This window comes from Pseudomonas sp. PA-1-6B (assembly GCF_021609545.1).
Taxonomy (GTDB): domain Bacteria; phylum Pseudomonadota; class Gammaproteobacteria; order Pseudomonadales; family Pseudomonadaceae; genus Aquipseudomonas; species Aquipseudomonas fluorescens_BV.
This window is the reverse complement of the sequence record NZ_WJZM01000001.1, coordinates 126,851-146,899: the sequence shown is the minus strand read 5'-3', so window position 1 is coordinate 146,899 and position 20,049 is coordinate 126,851. Positions and strand designations below refer to the sequence as shown.

The window sequence follows — 20,049 nt, the reverse complement described above, 5'->3', positions numbered from 1 at the left end:
ATGAGCGCCTATCTTACCTGCAGCCTTGCCAAGACAAAGCAGGCCTTGGGGATTATCATGTCCCGCATTCTCTTTTGGTGACAGCGATATGACTGATCAGCGCAAAGGCAGCGATGCCGAACCCACCACTCACTTCGGCTTCAAGAACGTCCCGGAAAGCCAAAAGGCGGAAAAAGTCGCTGAGGTGTTCCACTCCGTGGCGGCCAAGTACGACCTGATGAACGACGTGCTCTCCGGCGGCATGCACCGCCTGTGGAAGCGCTTCACCATCGAGTTGTCGGGCGTACGCACCGGCAACCGGGTGCTGGACATCGCCGGTGGCACCGGCGACCTGGCGGCCAAGTTCTCCAAGCTGGTTGGCCCCACCGGCCAGGTGGTATTGGCCGATATCAACGGCTCGATGCTCAAGGTTGGCCGCGACCGCCTGCTCGACAAAGGCGTGGCCGGCAATATCGAGTTCGTCCAGGCCGATGCCGAGAAGCTGCCGTTCCCAGACAACCATTTCGACTGCGTGACCATCGCGTTCGGCCTGCGTAACGTGACTCACAAGGAAGACGCGATCCGCTCGATGCTGCGCGTACTCAAGCCGGGTGGCCGCCTGCTGGTGCTGGAATTCTCCAAGCCGACCAACGCGCTGATGTCCAAGGTCTACGACACCTATTCGTTCGCCTTCATGCCACTGATGGGCAAACTGATCACCAACGACGCCGAGAGCTACCGCTACCTGGCCGAGTCGATCCGCATGCACCCGGACCAGGAAACCCTGAAGTCGATGATGGTGGAGGCCGGTTTCGACCGCGTGACCTACCACAACATGACGTCCGGCATCGTCGCCCTGCACCGCGGCATCAAGCCCTGATGCTGCTGCAAGGTCTTCTCGCCAGCGTTGAGCACGGTCTCAACCGTGTACTGCGCCTGGACAGCACCGCCCTGGCGCGGCTCGCGCACCTGACCGGCAAAGTCATTGCCGTCGATTGCCGCAGCCCCGCCGTGCAGCTGTTTATCCTGCCCAGCGATGAAGGCCTGCTGCTCGCCACCCAATGGGCCGCTGAAGCCGATTGCACCTTGCGTGCGCCGGCCTCCAGCCTGTTGCACCTGGCGCTGAGCCGCAACAAGACTGCTATCCTCCACAGCCCCGAGGTGGAGCTGGAAGGCGACAGTGCGGTGCTGATGGACTTGGCCGCCGTGCTGCAAGACCTGGAGCTGGACTGGGAATATGAACTGTCGCGCTGGATTGGCCCCGTCGCCACCCAGTTGATCAGCGGGCATCTGCGCAGCCGCTCGCGCTGGTACCAGCAAGGTTTCGCCAGCCTCAGCCAGAACCTCGCCGAATACCTGAGCGAAGAATCGCGCACCCTGGTCGGGCAACGGGAAGCGCAAGCGCGCTTTCGCGAACTCGACAAGGCCAAAATCGACCTGGAACGCCTCGAGGCCCGCTTCGAGCGCTTGAGCCGTTCCCTTGATCCAAGCGATAACGCATGAAGCTGCTCGCCGTCCGCCGTTTGTTTCGTATCCAGCGCGTCGTAATCCGCTACCGTCTTGATGACCTGCTGTTTGCCCTGCCCTTGCCATGGTTCCTGCTGGCGGTGCGTTATGTGCTGCCGTGGCGCTGGTTGCCCCGCAAGCCGTCGCCGTTGAGCCGTGGCGCCAGCCTGCGCCTGGCGTTGCAGGACTTGGGGCCTATCTTCATCAAGTTCGGGCAGATTCTCTCCACCCGCCGCGACCTGTTGCCCGAAGACATCGCCGACGAGCTGATGCTGCTGCAGGACCGCGTGCCGCCGTTCGATTCGCAGCAGTCGATGGCGCTGATCGAAGAACAGCTGGGCCAGAAGATCAGCGAGGTGTTCAGCCGCTTCGACGTCGAGCCCCTGGCCTCGGCGTCAGTGGCGCAAGTGCACGCCGCGCAGCTCAAGACCGGCGAAGAAGTGGTGGTGAAAGTCATTCGCCCAGGCCTCAAGCCGATCATCGGCCAGGACCTGGCATGGCTGTTTATCCTCGCCCGCGCCGCCGAACGCTTCTCCGCCGATGCGCGCCTGCTGCACCCGGTGGACGTGGTCGCCGACTACGAAAAAACCATCTACGACGAACTCGACCTGCTGCGCGAAGCGGCCAATGCCAGCCAATTGCGACGCAACTTCGAAGGCTCGCAACTGCTGTATGTGCCGCAGGTGTATTGGGACTGGTGCCGGCCGAAAGTGCTGGTGATGGAGCGCATCTACGGCGTGCAGGTCACCGACCTCGCGACCCTGGCCGACCAGCGCACCGACATGAAGATGTTGGCAGAACGCGGTGTGGAGATTTTCTTCACCCAAGTGTTCCGCGACAGTTTCTTCCACGCCGACATGCACCCGGGCAACATCTTCGTCAGCACCGTCAACCCGTGGAGCCCGCAGTACATCGCCATCGACTGCGGCATCGTCGGCAGCCTCACCCCGGAAGACCAGGATTACCTGGCGCGCAACCTGTTTGCCTTCTTCAAGCGCGACTATCGCCGTGTGGCGCAGTTGCACATTGATTCGGGTTGGGTGCCAGCGGAAACCAAACTCAACGAATTCGAAGCGGCGATCCGCACCGTGTGCGAGCCGATCTTCGAAAAACCGTTAAAGGATATTTCGTTCGGCCAAGTGCTGATGCGCCTGTTTCAGACCGCGCGGCGCTTCAATATGGAAGTGCAGCCGCAACTGGTGCTGTTGCAGAAGACCCTGCTGAACATCGAAGGCCTGGGCCGCCAGCTCTACCCGGACCTCGACTTGTGGAACACTGCGCAACCCTTCCTGGAACGCTGGATGCGCGAGCGCATGAGCCCGAAAACCATGCTGGGCAACCTGCACAGCCAGTTCGAGCAACTGCCGCACCTGGCCAACATGACCCGCGACCTGCTGGAGCGCATGTCCCAGCCCCATGCCAAGGACCCTGAGCCACCGTGGCGCAAGCGCAAGGACGACTGGTTCCTGCGCCTGCTCGGCGCCGCGCACCTGGTGGGCGGCGTGATGCTGGCGATTGGTGGGCCATTGAACCAACTAGGCCACTGGCCAGCGGGCATCATGGTAGCCGTGGGCGTTTATCTGATCGTGCGTCGATAGCCCATCCGGTTATACACTGTCGCAAATTGCCGGAGCCGAACATGAAAGACTGGCTGGATGAGATCAAGTGGGACAGTGACGGCCTGGTGCCGGCCATTGCCCAGGACTACAAGACCGGGCGCGTGCTGATGATGGCCTGGATGAACCGCGAGGCCCTGAGCCTCACCGCCGCCGAGCAGCGCGCCATCTACTGGTCACGTTCGCGTGGCAAACTGTGGCGCAAGGGCGAAGAATCCGGGCACGTGCAGACCCTGCACGAGCTGCGCCTGGACTGCGATGCCGACGTGGTGATCCTCAAGGTCGAGCAGATCGGCGGCATTGCCTGCCACACTGGCCGCCACAGTTGCTTCTATCGCGTGTTCGAGAATGGCGAATGGAAGGTTGTGGAGCCGGTGCTCAAAGACCCGCACGCCATCTACCCAGCAGGACACTGAACATGAGCGATACCCTGAACCGTGTGGCCCAGGTGCTGGAAGACCGCAAAGGCGCGGATGCCGACAGCTCCTACGTCGCCAGCCTGTACCACAAGGGCCTGAACAAGATTCTGGAAAAACTCGGCGAAGAATCCGTCGAGACCATCATTGCGGCCAAGGACGCGCAAATCAGCGGTGATTACAGCGATGTAATCTATGAAACCGCAGACTTGTGGTTCCATAGCCTGGTGATGCTCGCCCAACTGGGGCAGCACCCACAGGCCGTGCTGGATGAACTGGACCGTCGCTTCGGCTTGTCCGGGCACGCCGAGAAGGCCTCGCGCCCGTCCGCCTGAATAACGTAAGACTTGAGGATTTGAAGCATGGGCATTTTTGACTGGAAACACTGGATCGTCATTCTGGTGGTGGTGGTATTGGTGTTCGGCACCAAGAAGCTCAAGAACCTGGGCACCGATGTGGGCGAGTCGATCAAGGGCTTTCGCAAAGCCATGAACGATGATGAAAAGCCGGCCGAGCCAAGCGCCAACCCGGTGCCACCGGCCCAGCCTGTTCACCCGCAGGCCACCCAGCCGATCACCGAGCGCCGTACCTTCGACGTGCAGGCTGAAAAGGTCCAAGAGCCGACCCGCAAAGACTCGTGAGCACTGACTAATGTTTGGTATCAGCTTCTCTGAACTGCTGCTCGTCGGCCTGGTGGCCCTGCTGGTACTGGGGCCAGAACGCCTGCCCGGTGCCGCACGCACCGCCGGCTTGTGGATCGGGCGCCTCAAGCGCAGTTTCAACGCGATCAAACAGGAAGTTGAACGGGAAATCGGTGCCGACGAAATCCGTCGGCAATTGCACAACGAGCACATCCTCTCGTTGGAGCAGGAAGCCCGCAAGATTCTTTCCCCGGTGCAAGAGCCGGCCAAGCCGATAACGCCGGTGGCCGAGCACAGCATCGCGCCAGCCCCTGTGGCCGACGCCGCACCGGCAGCGCCTGCCCCAACGACGCCCGCGCCGACGCCCGTCGCGTCGCCCGCACCCCATGACCCTACATTGCCGCCGCGAGCCCCATGAGCGCTGATAAACCGGAAAACGACCAGCATATGCCGCTGGTCTCGCACCTCACCGAGCTGCGTACCCGCCTGCTGCGTTGCGTGGCGGCGATCTTCATCATCTTTGCCGGGCTGTTCGCCTTTACCCAGCAGATCTACACCTTCGTCTCGACGCCCCTGCGCCAGTACCTGCCGGCCGGCGCGACGATGATCGCCACCGATGTGTCGTCGCCGTTCCTGACCCCCTTGAAGCTGACCATGATGGTCTCGCTGTTCCTGGCGATCCCGGTGATCCTGCATCAGATCTGGGGTTTTATCGCGCCGGGCCTGTACAAGCACGAGAAGCGCATCGCTGTGCCATTGCTGGTGTCGAGCATCCTGCTGTTCTACACCGGCATGGCCTTCGCCTACTTCCTGGTGTTCCCGCTGATCTTCAAGTTCTTCGCCGCCGCCACCCCGGCCGGCGTGGAAATGATGACCGATATCACCAGCTACCTCGATTTCGTGATGACGCTGTTCTTCGCCTTTGGCGTGGCGTTCGAAATTCCGGTAGCGGTAGTGTTGCTGGTGTGGATCGGCGTGGTCGACGTCAAGTACCTGAAGAAGATCCGCCCGTACGTGATCATCGGCTGCTTCGTGGTCGGCATGATCCTCACGCCACCGGACATCTTCTCCCAGACCTTGCTGGCAGTGCCGATGTGGATGCTGTTCGAAGTGGGCATCCTGTTCAGCGGCCTGATCAGCAAGCGTGGCGAACACCCGGATGACGCGCCTGCCGACGACGACCAACCGCCAGCGACCCAGCCGTGAACCTGCTGCTGCTCGAAGAGGCCGACTTTATCGCGGCCGACCGCGTAGTGCTGCGTGATCGTCGCCTGGTGCATATGCAGGAGGTTCACCGCGCCGCCGTCGGTGACACCCTGCGTGTGGGCCGCATTGGCGGGCTGATGGGCAATGCCCAACTGCTGCGCCTGGAAGCCGCTGAAGCCGAACTGCAAGTGAGCTTCGACCAACCGCCACCGAGCAAACTACCCCTGACCTTGCTGCTGGCCCTGCCCCGCCCGAAGATGCTGCGCCGGGTGCTGCAAACCGTGGCGGCCATGGGCGTGCCCAAGGTGGTACTGGTCAACAGCTACCGCGTGGAAAAAAGCTTCTGGCAAACCCCATTCCTGGAGCCGGAAGCGGTGCGCGAGCAACTGATTCTCGGCCTGGAACAAGCGCGGGACACGGTGCTGCCCGAGATCGTTATCGAGAAACGCTTCAAGCCGTTTGTGGAAGATCGTCTGCCGGCCATGGCGGCTGGCACCTTGGGCCTGATCGGCCATCCGGGCGATTACCCGTCCTGCCCCCGAGCCCTCGAGGAACCGGTGACCCTCGCGATCGGCCCGGAAGGCGGCTGGATTCCCTATGAAGTGGACCTGCTGGCCAAGGCCGGTTTGCAGCCGGTGCAACTGGGTGCACGTATTTTACGCGTCGAAACTGCCGTAACGGCCCTGCTCGCCCGCCTGTTCTAACCCCCCGACTGATCGTTCCCATGCTCTGCGTGGGAACGATCAAGTATCTCCGTGCGTTGCCGATAGCCTTTGAATAAGTCCAAGCCTTGTTCCAGGGGAGTTCGCAGCATGTATCGTTGGTTAGCCGAGAAGTTGGGGAATATAAGCGTGAACCGCAAGCTGAGCGTGGGCTTTGGCCTGGTGTTGCTCCTGACGCTGTTGATCACCTTTACCGGCTGGACCGGCCTGGGGGATGTGATCAGTCGCGGCGACAAGCTGGGCTTTATTTCCAGCCTCAATGGCCTGACCAAAGACCTGCGCCTGGCACGCCTGGACTTCGATATGCGCCGTGGCGAGCAAGGCACCGACGCAGTTACAAGCCTGATCACTCAGCTGGACGACGGCCTTAAAACTGCCGCGCAGTTAATCGAACAACCCAATGACAAAGCTCTCGTCGAACAGCAACAGGAAGCTTTGAGCCAATACAAAAAAGCCTTTGCTGCCATGGTCCAGGCGGGCCTCAAACGTGAGGGGGCTCGCAGCAAGCTCGGAGACACCGCCGACAATGCCGTGGCCAAAACCAACGAGATTGAAAAAAGCCTGCTGCAAGGCGACAGCGTCACCCAGTTCAACAGCGTGGTTGACCTGAGCAAGCTGATCCAACAAGCACGCTTCCAGGTACGCGGTTACACCTACAGCGGCAAGGTCGAAGCCGAGCAACCCGCCCTCGACGCTATCGACAATGGCCTGAAGAAAATCACCGAATTGCAAGGCCAACTGCCGGTGCAATACCAGGCCAACCTGCAAGAGGCCGGTGTTTCACTGCAAGCCTATCGCGCCGCCGTCAGTCAATACCGAGACTCTCAGGTGGCCAGTGCCGCAGCCCTCAAAATCATAAGTGCCCAGGGCGATATCCTGTTGGGCCATAGCGAGAAGCTCACCACCTCGCAAACCGCAGTGCGCGACCATGATGTGGCCCAGGCCAAGTACTTATTGCTACTTGCCACTGTACTGGCGGTGGCGTTCGGCCTGTTCGCGGCCTGGGCCATCACCCGCCAGATCGTCATCCCCCTGAACCAGACCCTCGAAGTGGCCGAGCGTGTGGCCTCCGGCGATCTGAGCCACAACCTGGAATCGGGCCGCCAGGACGAACTGGGTCAATTGCAGCGTGCCATGCAAAGCATGACCGTGGGCCTGCGCGAGTTGATCGGCGGGATCAGCGACGGGGTCACCCAGATCGCCAGCGCCGCTGAGCAGTTGTCGGCCGTGACCGAACAAACCAGCGCCGGGGTCAACAGCCAGAAGGTCGAGACCGACCAGGTGGCCACCGCAATGAACGAAATGGCGGCCACCGTGCAGGAAGTGGCGCGCAATGCCGAAGAGGCCTCGGAAGCCGCCGTGGCTGCCGACCAGCAAGCCCGTGAAGGCGACCAGGTGGTGGGTGAAGCCATCGCCCAGATCGAGCGCCTGGCCACCGAAGTGGGTAATTCCACGGTGGCCATGGGTGAACTCAAGCGCGAAAGTGACAAGATCGGCAGTGTGCTCGACGTGATCAAATCCGTGGCCCAGCAAACCAACCTGCTGGCCCTTAACGCCGCCATTGAGGCGGCGCGTGCCGGTGAGGCCGGGCGCGGCTTTGCCGTGGTGGCCGACGAGGTGCGCAGCCTGGCCCAGCGCACGCAGAAGTCCACTGAAGAGATCGAAGAGCTGATCGTCGGCCTGCAAAGTGGTACCCAGCAGGTGGCAACCATCATGGACAACAGCCGCGGGCTGACCGAGAGCAGTGTTGAGCTGACGCGCCGGGCCGGCCACGCGCTGGGCAATATCACCCGTACCGTCTCGACCATCCAGGCCATGAACTCACAGATCGCCACCGCCGCCGAGCAACAAAGCGCCGTGGCTGAAGAGATCAACCGCAGCGTGCTGAATGTGCGCGACATCTCCGAGCAAACCTCGTCGGCCAGCGAAGAAACTGCGTCCTCCAGTGCCGAACTGGCGCGCCTGGGGATCTACCTGCAGACCCTCGTCGGGCGCTTCCGAGTCTGAATTACCCTACGCGGCGGCTTACCAAAGCCGCCGCAACTTGTGAAATCTCCTACACAGTTATCAGCCCTCCACGGTCCCGAATCGAATTAGCGTTTCATGTGTCGCGAAACGCTTTCTCTGATTCGGAGGTTCACCATGTTTCTTCGGCTGACCCGCGTGCTGGTCAATGCCAGCGTCCGCCTCAAGCTAGCCCTGGGTTTTGGCCAAGTGCTGATCCTCAGTTTCCTGATCGCAGCCACGGGCTGGCAAGCCTTGAGCGCCGTGCTTTACCGATCCGACAGCCTGACGGTCCTGGGCCATCTGGCTGTCGAAGCCGAGGCCATGCGCGCCGACCGCATCGTGTACCGCACGCTGATGGACAGCAACAGCCTGGACAAGATGAACCAAAGGATTGAACAGATCGACCAGTATCTGACCGGCCTTTCGAGCCGCTTGCGAGCCGCCACCGACCGACAATGGCTGGAAGAAGCGGCTCTGTTGGTGTCGGGCTCGAAAGCCGCGCTCGTACAGTTGCCACCGTTGCTGGCCGCGCGCGAGCAGATCCGTCCGGCGCTCAAGAAGTCCGCCCTGCAGGCCAGTGACACCCTAGCTCAACTGGCCAGTGACTTGCCCGATCAAAATGACGAGAAGGCCCTCGACGCCATCGAGAACCTGCGCCAGGCCATGGAGCAAGCCGAAGATCGAGCGCAGAGCCCCGCCTGGGCGGCCGTTACCTTAAAGGCCTACGCCGATGCGTTCGACCAGTCGCTTGATGAACTGCAGGCCGCGCTGGCTTCCGTCACCGCGCTCCCGGTGGACTCGACGCTGCTCAAGACCGATTTGGCCAACTACCGTGAACAACTGCTAAAGCTCGAGCAAGCCCAGCTCGATACCGAAACCGTGCAAAACAGCCTCGAACAGCAACTCAACGAGCTGCGGGACAAGAGCAATCTGCTGAGCCAGAGCCAGAACGCCAGGCGCAACAACGAGGCGGACCAAACCCGTACGTTGCTGATCAGCGTGACAGTGGCCGCCCTGGCACTGGGCACTCTGGCCGCGTGGTGGATCGCCCGGCAGATTGCGGCGCCACTGCGAGAAATTCTCGGCGCCGCCCACCGTGTTGCCGAGGGCGACCTCAGCCATGACATGGCGGTCGACCGTCGCGACGAACTCGGCCAGTTGCAGCAAAGCATTGGGCAAATGACCCGCAGCCTGCGTAGCCTGATCAGCAGTATCGGTGACAGCGCCCGGCAGATCGCCGGAGCGGCCACGCAGTTATCCACCGTCACCGAGCAGACCCGCAGCGGGCTCAACGAGCAGAAAGATGAAACCGACCAGGTGGCGACGGCAATGAATGAAATGCTCGCCACTGCCCAGGAAGTGGCACGCCACGCCGAACGCGCCTCGGTGGCGGCCCAAGAAGCCGACCATCAGGCCGGCGCCGGTGAGCAGGTGGTCACCCAGGCGGTGGAGCAGATTGGCAACCTGGCCAGTGAAATGGCGCTGTCGGGCCGTGCGATGCTCGCGCTGCAACAGGAGAGCCAGAAGATCGCCAGTGTGCTGGACGTGATCAAGTCTGTTTCTCAGCAGACCAACCTGCTGGCCCTGAACGCCGCCATTGAAGCGGCACGTGCGGGCACTGCCGGCCAAGGCTTTGCGGTGGTCGCCGACGAAGTGCGCAGCCTGGCCCAACGCACTCAGGAATCGGCCGAGGAGATCGAAGGGCTGATCCTCGGCCTGCACAATGGCACTCAGCAGGTGGCGGACATCATGGACAGCAGCCGCAACCTGACCGACAACAGCGTCGCCCTGACCCGCGACGCCGGCGACGCCCTGAGCGCCATTGCCCGCACGGTGTCGATCATCCAGGAAATGAACCCGCAGATTGCCGCCGCAGCGGAACAGCAGAGCGCTGTGGCCGAGGAGATCAACCGCAGTGTATTGAAGGTGCGGGACGTGTCGGAACAAACCGCCGCCGCCAGCGAGGAAACGGCTGCCGCGAGTGTTCAGTTGACCAGGTTGAGCCTGGACTTGCAGACGCTGGTCGACAAATTCAAGCTTTGACCTGTGGCGAGGTAGCTTGCTCCCGCTGGGCTGCGCAGCGGCCCCAAAATCTTGGGAGCGCTTCGCACTCCAGCGCGAGCAAGCTCGCTCGCCACAGAGGCAAATATTTCTACAGGACTTGGCGCAGGAAGGCCTGGGCACGCGGGTCTTTTGGCGCGTTGAAGAACTCGGCCGGGGCGGCGTCTTCCAGCAGTTTGCCGTGATCGAAAAACAACACCCGGTCTGCTACTTCCCGGGCAAAGCCCATCTCGTGGGTGACGCACACCATGGTCATGCCTTCCAGGGCCAGGGTCTTCATCACGTCGAGCACTTCACCGACCATTTCCGGGTCGAGGGCCGAGGTGGGCTCATCAAACAGCATCACCTTGGGCTCCATAGCCAGGGCTCGGGCAATGGCGACTCGCTGCTGCTGGCCGCCAGACAGGCGCGATGGAAACTCGTGGGCCTTCTGCGCAATACCGACCTTTTCCAACAGCGCCAGGGCCTTGGCCTCCCGCTCTTGCTTGCCGCGCTTGCGCACGACCTTTTGCGCCAGGCACAGGTTTTCCAGCACGGTCATGTGGGGGAACAGGTTGAAGTGCTGGAACACCATGCCGACTTCACGGCGGTAGGCATTCACGTCGGTCTTAGGGTCGGCCAGTTGCAGGCCGTCGATGCTCACCGAACCCGAATCGAACGCCTCCAACCCATTCAGGCAACGCAAGAAGGTGGACTTGCCGGAGCCCGAGGGCCCGATCACCACCAGCACCTCGCCCTTGGCCACTTGGGTGGTGACGTGATCCACCGCGCGCACCACCTGCCCACGGGTATCGAAGACTTTTACCAGATCGCGTACTTCAATCACTTTGGGCAAGCCTCCGCTCAAGCCGGCTGGCCATCTTCGACAGCGGCAGGTTGATCAGCAGGTACAAGCCCGCCACACAAAACAGGATTTCAAACGGCGAGAACGAGGTGGTGATCACTTCGCGGCCGCTCTTGAGCAACTCGGTAATCGCGATCACCGACACCAGGGACGTGTCCTTGACCAGGCTGATAAATTGCCCGGCCAGGGGCGGCAGCACACGCTTGAAGGCCTGCGGCAGTACCACGTGGCGCATCGACTGGCTGGCACTCAAGCCCAGGGAGCGCGCCGCTTCGTCCTGGCCACGGGTGATGGACTGCACGCCGGCGCGCACGATTTCTGCCACGTAGGCACCCGTGAACAACGACAGCGCGGCAATCCCGGCAAACTCCCGGGACAGGTTGAGCACCGTGCCGATAAAGAAATAGAAAATGAAGATCTGCACCAGCAGCGGCGTGCCCCGCACCAGCTCGACATAGATTGTCGACAGATCGCGCAAGGTGGGATTTTTCGACAGCCTGCACAGCCCGGTCGCCAAGCCAATCGCCAAACCCAGGATGCCGGACACCACCGACAGCCACAGCGTGGTCCACAAGCCCCACATCAATGGCCCCAGTGCCCATTGCCGGGTCACGCCGACCACATCGCCTTCAGCCACATCGTCGCCGCGCGCCACTTGCAGGCTGTTATCGGCGACTGTGAGCTTTTGCTCCACTCCGGCGTCGTTGCGCAGGGTGACTTCGGCCGTATCGCCTTTGCGCACCAACTCGACCACGGTGGAAATATCCGCGGCGCGCTGGGAGGTCTCGGCTTGATAGGCGAAGTATTGGGGGACGCGGTTCCAGCGCCATTCGTAAGACATCAACGACGTGGCGTAGTACAAGGCACCCGCCAGACCGACCAGCACGACCACCGTCAGCAGGTGCCAGGGCCATTGGGCTTTTTTCTGTTTCATTTCACTTTCCGCATAGGTGTCGCCTGATAGGCCGCCATCGCGGGCAAGCCCGCTCCCACAAGTTGATGTGTGAATACAGTCAAATGTGGGAGCTGGCTTGCCTGCGATACAGGCAACTCGGTGTCAGGCCTTATTCCATGTCCTTGAGCCACTCGGAGCTCTTGAACCACTTGTCATGGATGCGATCGTAGGTGCCGTCGTTACGGATCTGGTGCAGGAAGTTGTTGATGAAGTTGATGCTGTCGTAATCGCCTTTCTTCAAACCGAACGCCAGGGGTTCAAAGGTGAAGGGTTCTTCCAGGAACACCAGCTTGCCGTTACCGACTTTCTTCTCGGCCACCACGTTGTACGGTGCGTCGTAGACGAACGCGTCAGCCTTGCCGTTGACCACGTCGAGCACGCCTTCCTGCTCGTTGTCATAGCCGTGGTACTTGGCTTTGGAGATCAGCTTCTTGGCGACCATCTCACCGGTGGTGCCGAGTTTGGAGGTCAGGCGGTATTTCTCGTCGTTCAGGTCTTTGTAGGACTTGATGGTGCCTTCCAGTTCCTTGCGGATCAGCAACGTCTGGCCGACCACGATGAAGGGTTCGCTGAAATTCAGGCGCAGGTTGCGTTCCTGGGTCAGGGTCATGCCGCTGCCGATCATATCGAACTTGCCGGTCAGGAAGGCCGGGATGATGCCGTCGTAACCGGTGGACACCAGCTCCAGCTTGACGCCCATGGACTTGGCCATAGCCTTGAGGATGTCGACTTCGAAACCGATGATTTCACCGCGCTTGTCGGTCATTTCGAACGGCATGTAGGTGGGGTCCATGCCAACTTTCAACGTGCCGCGCTTGACCGCCTCATCAATGGCGCCGGCCTGGGCCGCAGTGGCAGCGACCAGCGCAGTGACGCCGAGCATCAGCATCGAAAGATACTTTTTCATCATCAAGACCCCTGAACGATTCTTATAAGGTTGGCGCACAAGAGGGCTGCGCCATTTCGGGGTGCGATCCTAACCCACTCGTTGTCCGCCACAAAGGTTTCACCGGTAAATGTTATCGGCGTGTGTCGGAAAACCCTGACAGCGACCCGGCCAAGCACAGGCGCAGACGCTTCAGCGCGGCCTCTCGATCAGGGATTGATGTGTAAGCAGTTATGACGATCAGTCGATCTCGGCTATCCAGGCCGTATCCCTGAACCACTTGTCATGCAGGCGATCGTAGGTGCCGTCCTGGGCGATCTGGTTGAGAAAATGGTTGATCCAATTGAGGCTGTCGTAATCGCCTTTTTTCAGGCCAAACGCCAAGGGCTCAAAGGTGAAGGGTTGCTCCAGTGCCAACAATGCACTGTTCTGTGGCCGACTCATCGCGATCAGGTTGTAGGGCGCATCATGGATAAAAGCATCGGCCTTGCCTTCAACGACCTGCCGCACGCCTTCTTCCGGGTTGGGCACACTGCTGAGCCGCGCAGATACAAGAAAGCGCTGCGCTGCGGCTTCACCGGTGGTGCCTTGGGTGGTAACCACGCGGTAACTGGCGTCGTCCAGTTCTTCAATACTGGAGACCTTCCCGGCCAGCCGTGGATGCAGCAGCACCGTCTGGCCCACCACGACAAATGAATCACTGAAGTTGAGTTTGAGGTTGCGCTCTTGAGTGACCGTCATGCCGCTGCCAATCAGATCAAACTTGTTCGTCATCAGCCCCGGCAACAGATCCGTGTAAGGCACTGCCACCAATTCAAGCTCTACGCCAAGTGCGCGGCTCATGGTATGGAGCAAGTCAATTTCAAAGCCGACGATGCGCCCCTGCTTATCGAGCATTTCGAAAGGGACGTTATTGGGGGTTGTGCCGACCTTAAGCACCCCACGGCGCACAGCGTTGTCCAGCGCGCCCGCGTAAAGCAAGCCTGCGTGCCCCCCCAGGAAAAAGCCCATCAGCAATGCCAAACAATACCTTTTGATCATGAATGCCCCCGTGGCGAGTCCAATTTGGGGGGCGATCCTAACCCAGCCGCGGGCACGGCAATACGCCTCGAGCAAAGGTCTTTTGTTTCGAAATAACAAGGAGTTAGCGATAAAAAGGAAGAAGCGAAAAACGCTGTAGGACCAACGTTTGAAACACCCCCGAAGTGAGCCTTCGGGGGTGCCTGAATCAGGCCGGTTGGGCCTGGGACGACTGTGGTTGCAGGGGCAGCAACGGCGCGTGCGGATCGGCCTTGATCGAGGCACGCCAAGCGCCTAGCCACTCGACGTGGCCTTCGCTCCACACCTGCTCATGCAGGCGAGCCAGGGCCACCGGGTCGCTGAGCAAGGCCAGGCGTTCGCTGTTGTTGAGGCCGGCCGGGCCGACTTTCAACGCGTGGCGAACACGCTCCATGCGCAGGTACTCGATGGGCTCGGCCTCACGGTGCCGCGAGGTCGCCAAGGCGCAGGCAAGGGCGTTCTGCTGTGGGTCTACCACCGAACGCACAAAGCCGTCGTTGAGGGCGTGCCAACGGTTTTCGTGGGTGTACTTCTCGGTCGAGAGCAGGGCTTGCGGCGGGTTGTATTCCTCAGGGATCAGGAACAGGCTCTCGTCGCGGGACTTGAGGCCCAGCTTGACCCGGCTGGAAATCACCGACACCGGGATCGACAGCATCAGCGAGCCGACAATCGGCACCAGCCACCACAGGAAGCTCGGGTTCAGCCACACCACCAGCAGCGCCCACAGGAAGCCCAGCACGGTTTGCGGACCGTGGCGCTTGACCGCTTCGCTCCATGGCGTGGAGTCGTCGTCACGTTGCGGCGAGTTCCAGGTAGCGGCCCAACCGAGGAACGCGGCGAGGACGAAACGGGTATGGAAAATCATCCGCACCGGCGCCAGCAGCATGGAGAACAACATCTCCAGCAGCATCGACAGGGTTACCTTGAACTTGCCACCGAACTCTTTGGCGCCCTTGGCCCAGATCAAGATGATGCTGAGCAGTTTAGGCAGGAACAACAGCACGATGGTGGTGGAGAACAGCGCCACCGCCTTGTCCGGGTGCCATTGTGGCCACAGCGGGTACAACTGGCGCGGCGCCATGAAGTATTGCGGTTCCATCAGGGTGTTCACCGCCAGCAAGGCCGTGGACAGCACCAGGAAGAAGAACCACAACGGCGCCGACAGGTAGGACATCACGCCGGTGAGGAACACCGCACGGTGCACCGGGTGCATGCCTTTGACCAGGAACAGGCGGAAGTTCATCAGGTTACCGTGGCACCAGCGACGGTCACGCTTGAGTTCGTCCAGCAGGTTCGGCGGCAGTTCTTCGTAGCTGCCCGGCAGGTCATAGGCAATCCACACACCCCAGCCGGCACGGCGCATCAGCGCGGCTTCAACGAAGTCGTGGGAGAGGATCGCACCGGCAAACGCGCCTTTACCGGGCAACGGCGCCAGGGCGCAGTGCTCGATAAACGGCTTCATACGGATAATGGCGTTGTGACCCCAGTAGTGGGATTCCCCCAACTGCCAGAAGTGCAGGCCAGCGGTAAACAACGGGCCGTAGACGCGAGTGGCGAACTGCTGCATACGCGCATACAGGGTGTCCATGCCCGACGCACGCGGCGCGGTCTGGATAATCCCGGCATCCGGCGTGGCTTCCATCAGGCGCACCAGGCTGGTCAGGCACTCGCCGCTCATCACAGAGTCAGCGTCAAGAACGACCATGTACTTGTAGTCACCGCCCCAACGACGGCAGAAGTCGTCGAGGTTGCCGCTCTTGCGCTTTACGCGACGGCGACGACGGCGATAGAAGATCTTGCCGAAACCACCCGCTTCGCGGCATACGTCGAGCCAGGCTTGCTGTTCGGCGATGCAGATGTCGGCGTCGTTACTGTCGCTGAGCACGAAGAAATCGAAGCGGTCCAGGTCACCGGTTGCGGCCACCGATTCGAACGTTGCACGCAAGCCGGCGAATACACGCGGCACGTCTTCGTTACAGATCGGCATCACCAGAGCGGTTCGCGCATCCTTGGGAATCGGCTCGTCACCGGCACTTTTACCGGAGATACGGTATTTATCGTGACCGGTCAGCAGCTCCAGGAAGCCCATGAGCGCAGTCCAGAAACCGGCCGACACCCAGCAGAACAGAATCCCGAACATGATCAGGATGCTGGTTTGCAGCGCGTAAGGCAGTACCTGGGTAGCGGTTTGCAGCAGGGTCTGGTTGCGGATCTCGTCGAAGTCGACCAGCGACCAGCCCTGGTAAGGCATGATGCCTTTCATGTACCAGCCGGCCACGATGGTCTGGCCCAGCATCAGCACTAACAGGATGTAACGACGGATCGAGCCGACGGTACGCCAGCGCGCAGCCGGCAGCACCCGCTCGTCTTTCGGTGGCTTGGGCGGGTTGGTGCGCCCGGTCATCCGGCGCCAACCGCGCACCAGGATGTTGGTGCGCCAAGGCTCGGGCACCACTTTGGTCCGACGGATCGGCGGCGTGGCCTTGAGGCACACACGACCGCTGGCATCGAGCGCCAGCATCTCGGCGTCTTGCAGCTCTTCGGCGCTGTTGAGGGTCAAGCGGCGGCCAACCGACGCTTGGGCAGCGTCGGTCGGTGCGTCGAAGGTCTTGGACGACAGACGTTCGTGCAGCTCGCTGAAGGACTTGCAGCCCGCCAGCTCGGCGCGCTGCTCAGCCGTCATGGGTAGATGCGCCAGATACTCGGACAGAGTCTCTGGCTTGACTTGAGAATTACTCATCGGCAGGCAACTGATAGCTCCAGGTTTCGGTCAGGACTTGCTCGGTCTTGATCGGCTCCGGTGTGGCTGGGGCAGCCTCAGGCTGTTTGGCTTCCTTGTCCTTGGCGTCTTTCTTGGCCTGTTTCTCATGCTGCTTGGCCAAGACTTTATCGGCCTTGAGCACATGGTTGGAAACCGACTCAGGCTCAGGCTGCACGATATCCTGCACCAGTGCCGCGCGCATTTCGGTCGGCTTGCTTGCGTCCTTGATCTTCATACGCAGGGTCAGGCGCCAGCCTTTGGTGTGTTCGTTGTAGCGCACGCTGTTTTCAACCAGTTCAGCGTTATCACCCACGCTTACCTGGCTGCGCACCGGGGCGTCCGGCAGCAGTTTCTTCAGGGACGGGCCCTCGAAGTCGACCAGATAGGCCACGCTGCCGTCCGGCTGACGGATCAGGTTCGATTGCTTCACGTCACCCGTGGAGCGCAGGGTCTGCTTGACCCAGGCACTGTCTGGCGAATGGAAGGCCGCGTCGTCCAGTGTCCAGTGCAGGCGGTAGGCCACGTCCAGCGGCTTGCCGACTTCTGGCAGTTCGGCCGGGCTCCAGAAGGCCACGATGTTGTCGTTGGTTTCATCGGCGGTCGGGATCTCGACCAGGTCGACAGAGCCTTTGCCCCAGTCACCTTCAGGCTCGATCCAGGCGCTTGGGCGCTTGTCGTAGTTGTCGTCCAGGTCTTCGTAGTGGCTGAAGTTGCGGCCACGCTGCAGCAGGCCGAACCCACGCGGGTTCTCGACGCTGAAGTTGCTGACCGACAGGTGTTTAGGGTTGTTCAGCGGACGCCAGATCCACTCGCCATTGCCGGCGTGAATCGACAGGCCGCTGGAATCGTGGAGCTCGCGACGGTAGTTGAGGACCTTGGACGGCTGGTTGGCGCCGAACAGGAACATCGAGGTCAACGGCGCAACGCCCAGCTTGCTGACCTTGTCACGCAGGAACATCTGGGATTTGACGTCCACTACGGTGTCGGTGCCAGGACGCAGGATCAGGCGATAAGCGCCAGTGGCGCGTGGCGAATCCAGCAGCGCGAAAATCACCAGGTGCTTGTCGCCCGGCTTTGGACGCTCGATCCAGAACTCGGTGAAACGCGGGAATTCTTCGCCAGACGGCAACGCGGTGTCGATTGCCATACCACGGGCAGACAAGCCATACACCTGGTCTTTGCCCACGACGCGGAAATAGCTGGCGCCGAGCATGGTCATGATTTCGTCTTGCTTGTCGGCCTTGTTGATCGGGAAAAGTACACGGAAACCGGCGTAACCCAGCTGTTCGGTGGCTTTAGGATCAAATTTCACGTCGCCGAAATCGAAACGCGTCGGGTCGTACTTGATTTCATGCACGCTGTCGGCGGTGACTTCGTTGATTTTCACCGGGGTGTCGAAATGCATCCCCTGGTGATAGAAGGACAGCTTGAACGGGGTGTTCTGATCGGCCCACTCGGCTTTTTCATTGCGGAAACGAATCTTCTGGTAGTCAGCGAATTTCATTTCGCGGAATTCGTTCGGCAAATTGCTGCGCGGAGCTTCGTATTTCTGCCCAGCCAGCTCTTTTGCCTTGGCCGACACATCATCCAGACTGAACGCCCACAGTTGACCCGCGCCGAACAGGCAAAACAGGGCAGAGCCCGTCACCAGTGCGTTTCGTAACCGTTTGGCAGACAATTTTGGTGCATTACAGGGACTAACAATCACGAGCAACCCTCGCCGAAAACAGATCAAAAAACCAACGGCCAGCTATCTATATGCCAGGTTGGCGAGCAATGTTCCGACTCCTCTGGGGCGAAATGATTCCCCATGCGGTTGTCGGACAAGGCTCTACCTAAGTCAAAAATGGACCAAACAACGCTGATCCCCGTAGCGCGCGATTATCTAGTAGCCCGCGAGACAACGCATCAGGGACAGTGAAGTATTTGTAGCGAAATCCTGCGTTTTTAGGCATTAACGTCGTTTTTCATACATTCATGTCTGTAAGAGGAAGGTCACAGGGCCATCATTGACCAAGTGCACCTGCATATCCGCGCCAAAACGCCCTGACGCCACGTTGCCATGCACTTGTTGCGCTTGTAACAACAAGTGCTCAAAAAGCGCCGCTCCCAGGGCCGGAGGAGCCGCTGTGGAGAAGCTGGGCCGTAGCCCGCTTTTGGTATCCGCCGCCAGGGTGAACTGCGACACCAGCAGCAAACCGCCGCCGATGTCCTTGAGGGACAGGTTCATCTTGCCCTCCTCGTCACTGAACACCCGATAGTTAAGCAGCTTGTGCAGCAGTTTGTCGGCGCTTTCGGGCGTATCTGAAGGCTCGACGGCCACCAGCACCAGCAAACCCTGATCAATCGAGCCTACCACCTCCCCTGCGACCTCAACCCGGGCGCCACGCACCCGCTGCAACAGGCCCTTCATGCTTCTTCAGGCGGCAGGTCGAGCAGGCGCCGGGCCATTTCGCCGGTCGCACGCACCAGTGCGTCGGTGATGCCCGGCTCGGACGCCGCGTGCCCTGCTTCGCGGATCACCTGCAACTCGCTGTTGGGCCAGGCCTGATGCAGCTCCCAGGCGTTATCCAGCGTGCAGATCATATCGTAGCGGCCATGGATGATGACGCCGGGCAGATGGGCGATCTTGTGCATATCGCGAATCAGCTGGTTGGGTTCCAGGAAGGAGTTGTTGGTGAAGTAATGGCACTCGATACGTGCGATGGACAAGGCGCGCTGCGGCTCGGAAAAACGTTCCACATGCTGCGGGCTCGGGCACAGGCCCAACATACGGCCTTCCCAGCCCGACCAGGCTTTGGCCGCATGCATCTGGGCGATCTGGTCGTTGCCGGTCAGGCGCTTGTGGTAAGCGGCGATCATATCGTGGCGCTCTTCCACCGGGATTGGTGCCACATAGTCCTGCCAGTAATCCGGGAACAGGCGGCTCGCGCCCTCCTGGTAGAACCAGCGAATATCCTGCGGGCGGGCGAGGAAGATGCCGCGCACGATCAGGCCATGCACGCGCTCGGGGTGGGTTTGCGCGTAGGCCAGGGCCAGGGTCGACCCCCAGGAGCCGCCGAACAGCACCCATTTGTCGATGCCCAGATGCTCGCGGATGCGCTCAAGGTCGGCGACCAGATCCCAGGTGGTGTTGTTCTCAAGGCTGGCCCTTGGCGTGGAACGGCCGCAGCCACGCTGGTCGAAGGTGACAATATGGTAGAGGTTCGGGTCGAAATAGCAGCGGCTCTGGGCGTCGCAACCGGAGCCGGGGCCTCCATGGATGAACACGACAGGCAAGCCTTCGGGGGAGCCACTTTCATCGACATACAGGGTGTGGGTGTCATCGACAGCCAGATCGTGCCGGGCGTAGGGTTTGATCTGCGGGTACCAAGTCTGCATTGCGTGCTC

18 protein-coding genes and 2 pseudogenes are annotated in these 20,049 nt (G+C 61.0%); 12 read left to right on the top strand and 8 right to left on the bottom strand.

Features of this window, described 5'->3' with window-relative positions; translation table 11 throughout:
* Positions 1-88: 88 nt before the first annotated feature.
* The 12 genes and pseudogenes from ubiE (at position 89) to GIV35_RS00615 (ending at position 10,136) form a co-directional block, all read left to right on the top strand.
* Positions 89-859 (top strand): bifunctional demethylmenaquinone methyltransferase/2-methoxy-6-polyprenyl-1,4-benzoquinol methylase UbiE, encoded by a 771-nt coding sequence (ubiE, locus tag GIV35_RS00665; protein ID WP_003171186.1) that lies wholly within the window; start codon positions 89-91, stop codon positions 857-859.
* Positions 859-1,482, top strand: coding sequence for a ubiquinone biosynthesis accessory factor UbiJ (locus tag GIV35_RS00660; RefSeq protein ID WP_198714966.1), 624 nt, complete (start codon positions 859-861; stop codon positions 1,480-1,482). Before ubiE ends, GIV35_RS00660 begins: the two co-directional genes overlap by 1 nt.
* On the top strand, positions 1,479-3,083 hold the full coding sequence (gene ubiB / locus GIV35_RS00655) for a ubiquinone biosynthesis regulatory protein kinase UbiB (RefSeq protein WP_019820016.1): 1,605 nt from the start codon (positions 1,479-1,481) through the stop codon (positions 3,081-3,083). Before GIV35_RS00660 ends, ubiB begins: the two co-directional genes overlap by 4 nt.
* 41 nt (positions 3,084-3,124) lie before the next feature.
* Entirely contained in the window at positions 3,125-3,517 is a 393-nt protein-coding gene (hisI, locus tag GIV35_RS00650) for a phosphoribosyl-AMP cyclohydrolase (RefSeq protein ID WP_003187884.1), read from the top strand.
* A 2-nt stretch (positions 3,518-3,519) separates the two neighbouring features.
* A complete protein-coding gene (locus GIV35_RS00645) occupies positions 3,520-3,852 on the top strand; it encodes a phosphoribosyl-ATP diphosphatase (protein ID WP_003187881.1) in 333 nt (110 codons plus the stop codon).
* 27 nt (positions 3,853-3,879) lie between these two features.
* Positions 3,880-4,158 (top strand): twin-arginine translocase TatA/TatE family subunit, encoded by a 279-nt coding sequence (locus tag GIV35_RS00640; RefSeq protein ID WP_003187877.1) that lies wholly within the window; start codon positions 3,880-3,882, stop codon positions 4,156-4,158.
* Positions 4,159-4,168: 10 nt separating this feature from the next.
* Positions 4,169-4,576 carry a Sec-independent protein translocase protein TatB gene (gene tatB, locus GIV35_RS00635; protein ID WP_105225467.1) on the top strand — a complete coding sequence of 136 codons (408 nt, stop codon included), beginning with the start codon at positions 4,169-4,171 and terminating at the stop codon, positions 4,574-4,576.
* Positions 4,573-5,364, top strand: a complete 792-nt coding sequence (gene tatC / locus GIV35_RS00630; RefSeq protein ID WP_034125559.1) for a twin-arginine translocase subunit TatC — start codon at positions 4,573-4,575, stop codon at positions 5,362-5,364. Before tatB ends, tatC begins: the two co-directional genes overlap by 4 nt.
* A complete protein-coding gene (locus GIV35_RS00625) occupies positions 5,361-6,068 on the top strand; it encodes a 16S rRNA (uracil(1498)-N(3))-methyltransferase (protein ID WP_236264504.1) in 708 nt (235 codons plus the stop codon). Before tatC ends, GIV35_RS00625 begins: the two co-directional genes overlap by 4 nt.
* Positions 6,069-6,176: 108 nt before the next feature.
* Positions 6,177-7,235: pseudogene (locus tag GIV35_RS27405) on the top strand (methyl-accepting chemotaxis protein); the annotation flags it as partial.
* Complete coding sequence (locus GIV35_RS27400; RefSeq protein WP_370694792.1) at positions 7,221-8,093, top strand: methyl-accepting chemotaxis protein; 873 nt, start codon at positions 7,221-7,223, stop codon at positions 8,091-8,093. The pseudogene GIV35_RS27405 and the gene GIV35_RS27400, both read left to right, overlap by 15 nt.
* Positions 8,094-8,228: 135 nt before the next feature.
* On the top strand, positions 8,229-10,136 hold the full coding sequence (locus tag GIV35_RS00615; protein WP_213153910.1) for a methyl-accepting chemotaxis protein: 1,908 nt from the start codon (positions 8,229-8,231) through the stop codon (positions 10,134-10,136).
* Positions 10,137-10,245: 109 nt separating this feature from the next.
* On the opposite strand, the gene GIV35_RS00610 is transcribed toward GIV35_RS00615, so the two are convergent.
* The 8 genes and pseudogenes from GIV35_RS00610 to pip all read right to left on the bottom strand — a co-directional run bounded on the left by GIV35_RS00610 (position 10,246) and on the right by pip (position 20,040).
* Positions 10,246-10,980, bottom strand: coding sequence for an amino acid ABC transporter ATP-binding protein (locus GIV35_RS00610; RefSeq protein WP_105229067.1), 735 nt, complete (start codon positions 10,978-10,980; stop codon positions 10,246-10,248).
* Complete coding sequence (locus GIV35_RS00605; RefSeq protein WP_032893984.1) at positions 10,973-11,932, bottom strand: amino acid ABC transporter permease; 960 nt, start codon at positions 11,930-11,932, stop codon at positions 10,973-10,975. The genes GIV35_RS00610 and GIV35_RS00605 overlap by 8 nt, the downstream gene beginning before the upstream one ends.
* Positions 11,933-12,062: 130 nt before the next feature.
* The gene (locus GIV35_RS00600) at positions 12,063-12,860 is read right to left on the bottom strand and encodes a transporter substrate-binding domain-containing protein (RefSeq protein WP_032901820.1); all 798 of its coding nucleotides are present in this window, start codon (positions 12,858-12,860) and stop codon (positions 12,063-12,065) included.
* A 219-nt stretch (positions 12,861-13,079) separates the two neighbouring features.
* Entirely contained in the window at positions 13,080-13,880 is an 801-nt protein-coding gene (locus tag GIV35_RS00595) for a transporter substrate-binding domain-containing protein (protein WP_105225463.1), read from the bottom strand.
* Between the two features lie 179 nt (positions 13,881-14,059).
* Positions 14,060-16,638: pseudogene (mdoH, locus tag GIV35_RS00590) on the bottom strand (glucans biosynthesis glucosyltransferase MdoH); the annotation flags it as partial.
* A complete protein-coding gene (locus GIV35_RS00585) occupies positions 16,631-18,367 on the bottom strand; it encodes a glucan biosynthesis protein G (RefSeq protein ID WP_003187856.1) in 1,737 nt (578 codons plus the stop codon). The pseudogene mdoH and the gene GIV35_RS00585, both read right to left, overlap by 8 nt.
* Before the next feature lie 267 nt (positions 18,368-18,634).
* Positions 18,635-19,072, bottom strand: a complete 438-nt coding sequence (gene dtd / locus GIV35_RS00580; protein WP_105225461.1) for a D-aminoacyl-tRNA deacylase — start codon at positions 19,070-19,072, stop codon at positions 18,635-18,637.
* Entirely contained in the window at positions 19,069-20,040 is a 972-nt protein-coding gene (gene pip, locus GIV35_RS00575) for a prolyl aminopeptidase (protein ID WP_034125552.1), read from the bottom strand. Before pip ends, dtd begins: the two co-directional genes overlap by 4 nt.
* Positions 20,041-20,049: the final 9 nt, after the last annotated feature.

Coding starts and splice junctions, on each gene's coding strand:
- ubiE (WP_003171186.1), top strand. CDS start 89: ATGACTGATCAGCGCAAAGGCAGCGATGCCGAACCCACCACTCACTTC.
- GIV35_RS00660 (WP_198714966.1), top strand. CDS start 859: ATGCTGCTGCAAGGTCTTCTCGCCAGCGTTGAGCACGGTCTCAACCGT.
- ubiB (WP_019820016.1), top strand. CDS start 1,479: ATGAAGCTGCTCGCCGTCCGCCGTTTGTTTCGTATCCAGCGCGTCGTA.
- hisI (WP_003187884.1), top strand. CDS start 3,125: ATGAAAGACTGGCTGGATGAGATCAAGTGGGACAGTGACGGCCTGGTG.
- GIV35_RS00645 (WP_003187881.1), top strand. CDS start 3,520: ATGAGCGATACCCTGAACCGTGTGGCCCAGGTGCTGGAAGACCGCAAA.
- GIV35_RS00640 (WP_003187877.1), top strand. CDS start 3,880: ATGGGCATTTTTGACTGGAAACACTGGATCGTCATTCTGGTGGTGGTG.
- tatB (WP_105225467.1), top strand. CDS start 4,169: ATGTTTGGTATCAGCTTCTCTGAACTGCTGCTCGTCGGCCTGGTGGCC.
- tatC (WP_034125559.1), top strand. CDS start 4,573: ATGAGCGCTGATAAACCGGAAAACGACCAGCATATGCCGCTGGTCTCG.
- GIV35_RS27400 (WP_370694792.1), top strand. CDS start 7,221: ATGCAAAGCATGACCGTGGGCCTGCGCGAGTTGATCGGCGGGATCAGC.
- GIV35_RS00615 (WP_213153910.1), top strand. CDS start 8,229: ATGTTTCTTCGGCTGACCCGCGTGCTGGTCAATGCCAGCGTCCGCCTC.
- GIV35_RS00605 (WP_032893984.1), bottom strand. CDS start 11,932: ATGAAACAGAAAAAAGCCCAATGGCCCTGGCACCTGCTGACGGTGGTC.
- GIV35_RS00600 (WP_032901820.1), bottom strand. CDS start 12,860: ATGAAAAAGTATCTTTCGATGCTGATGCTCGGCGTCACTGCGCTGGTC.
- GIV35_RS00595 (WP_105225463.1), bottom strand. CDS start 13,880: ATGATCAAAAGGTATTGTTTGGCATTGCTGATGGGCTTTTTCCTGGGG.
- dtd (WP_105225461.1), bottom strand. CDS start 19,072: ATGAAGGGCCTGTTGCAGCGGGTGCGTGGCGCCCGGGTTGAGGTCGCA.
- pip (WP_034125552.1), bottom strand. CDS start 20,040: ATGCAGACTTGGTACCCGCAGATCAAACCCTACGCCCGGCACGATCTG.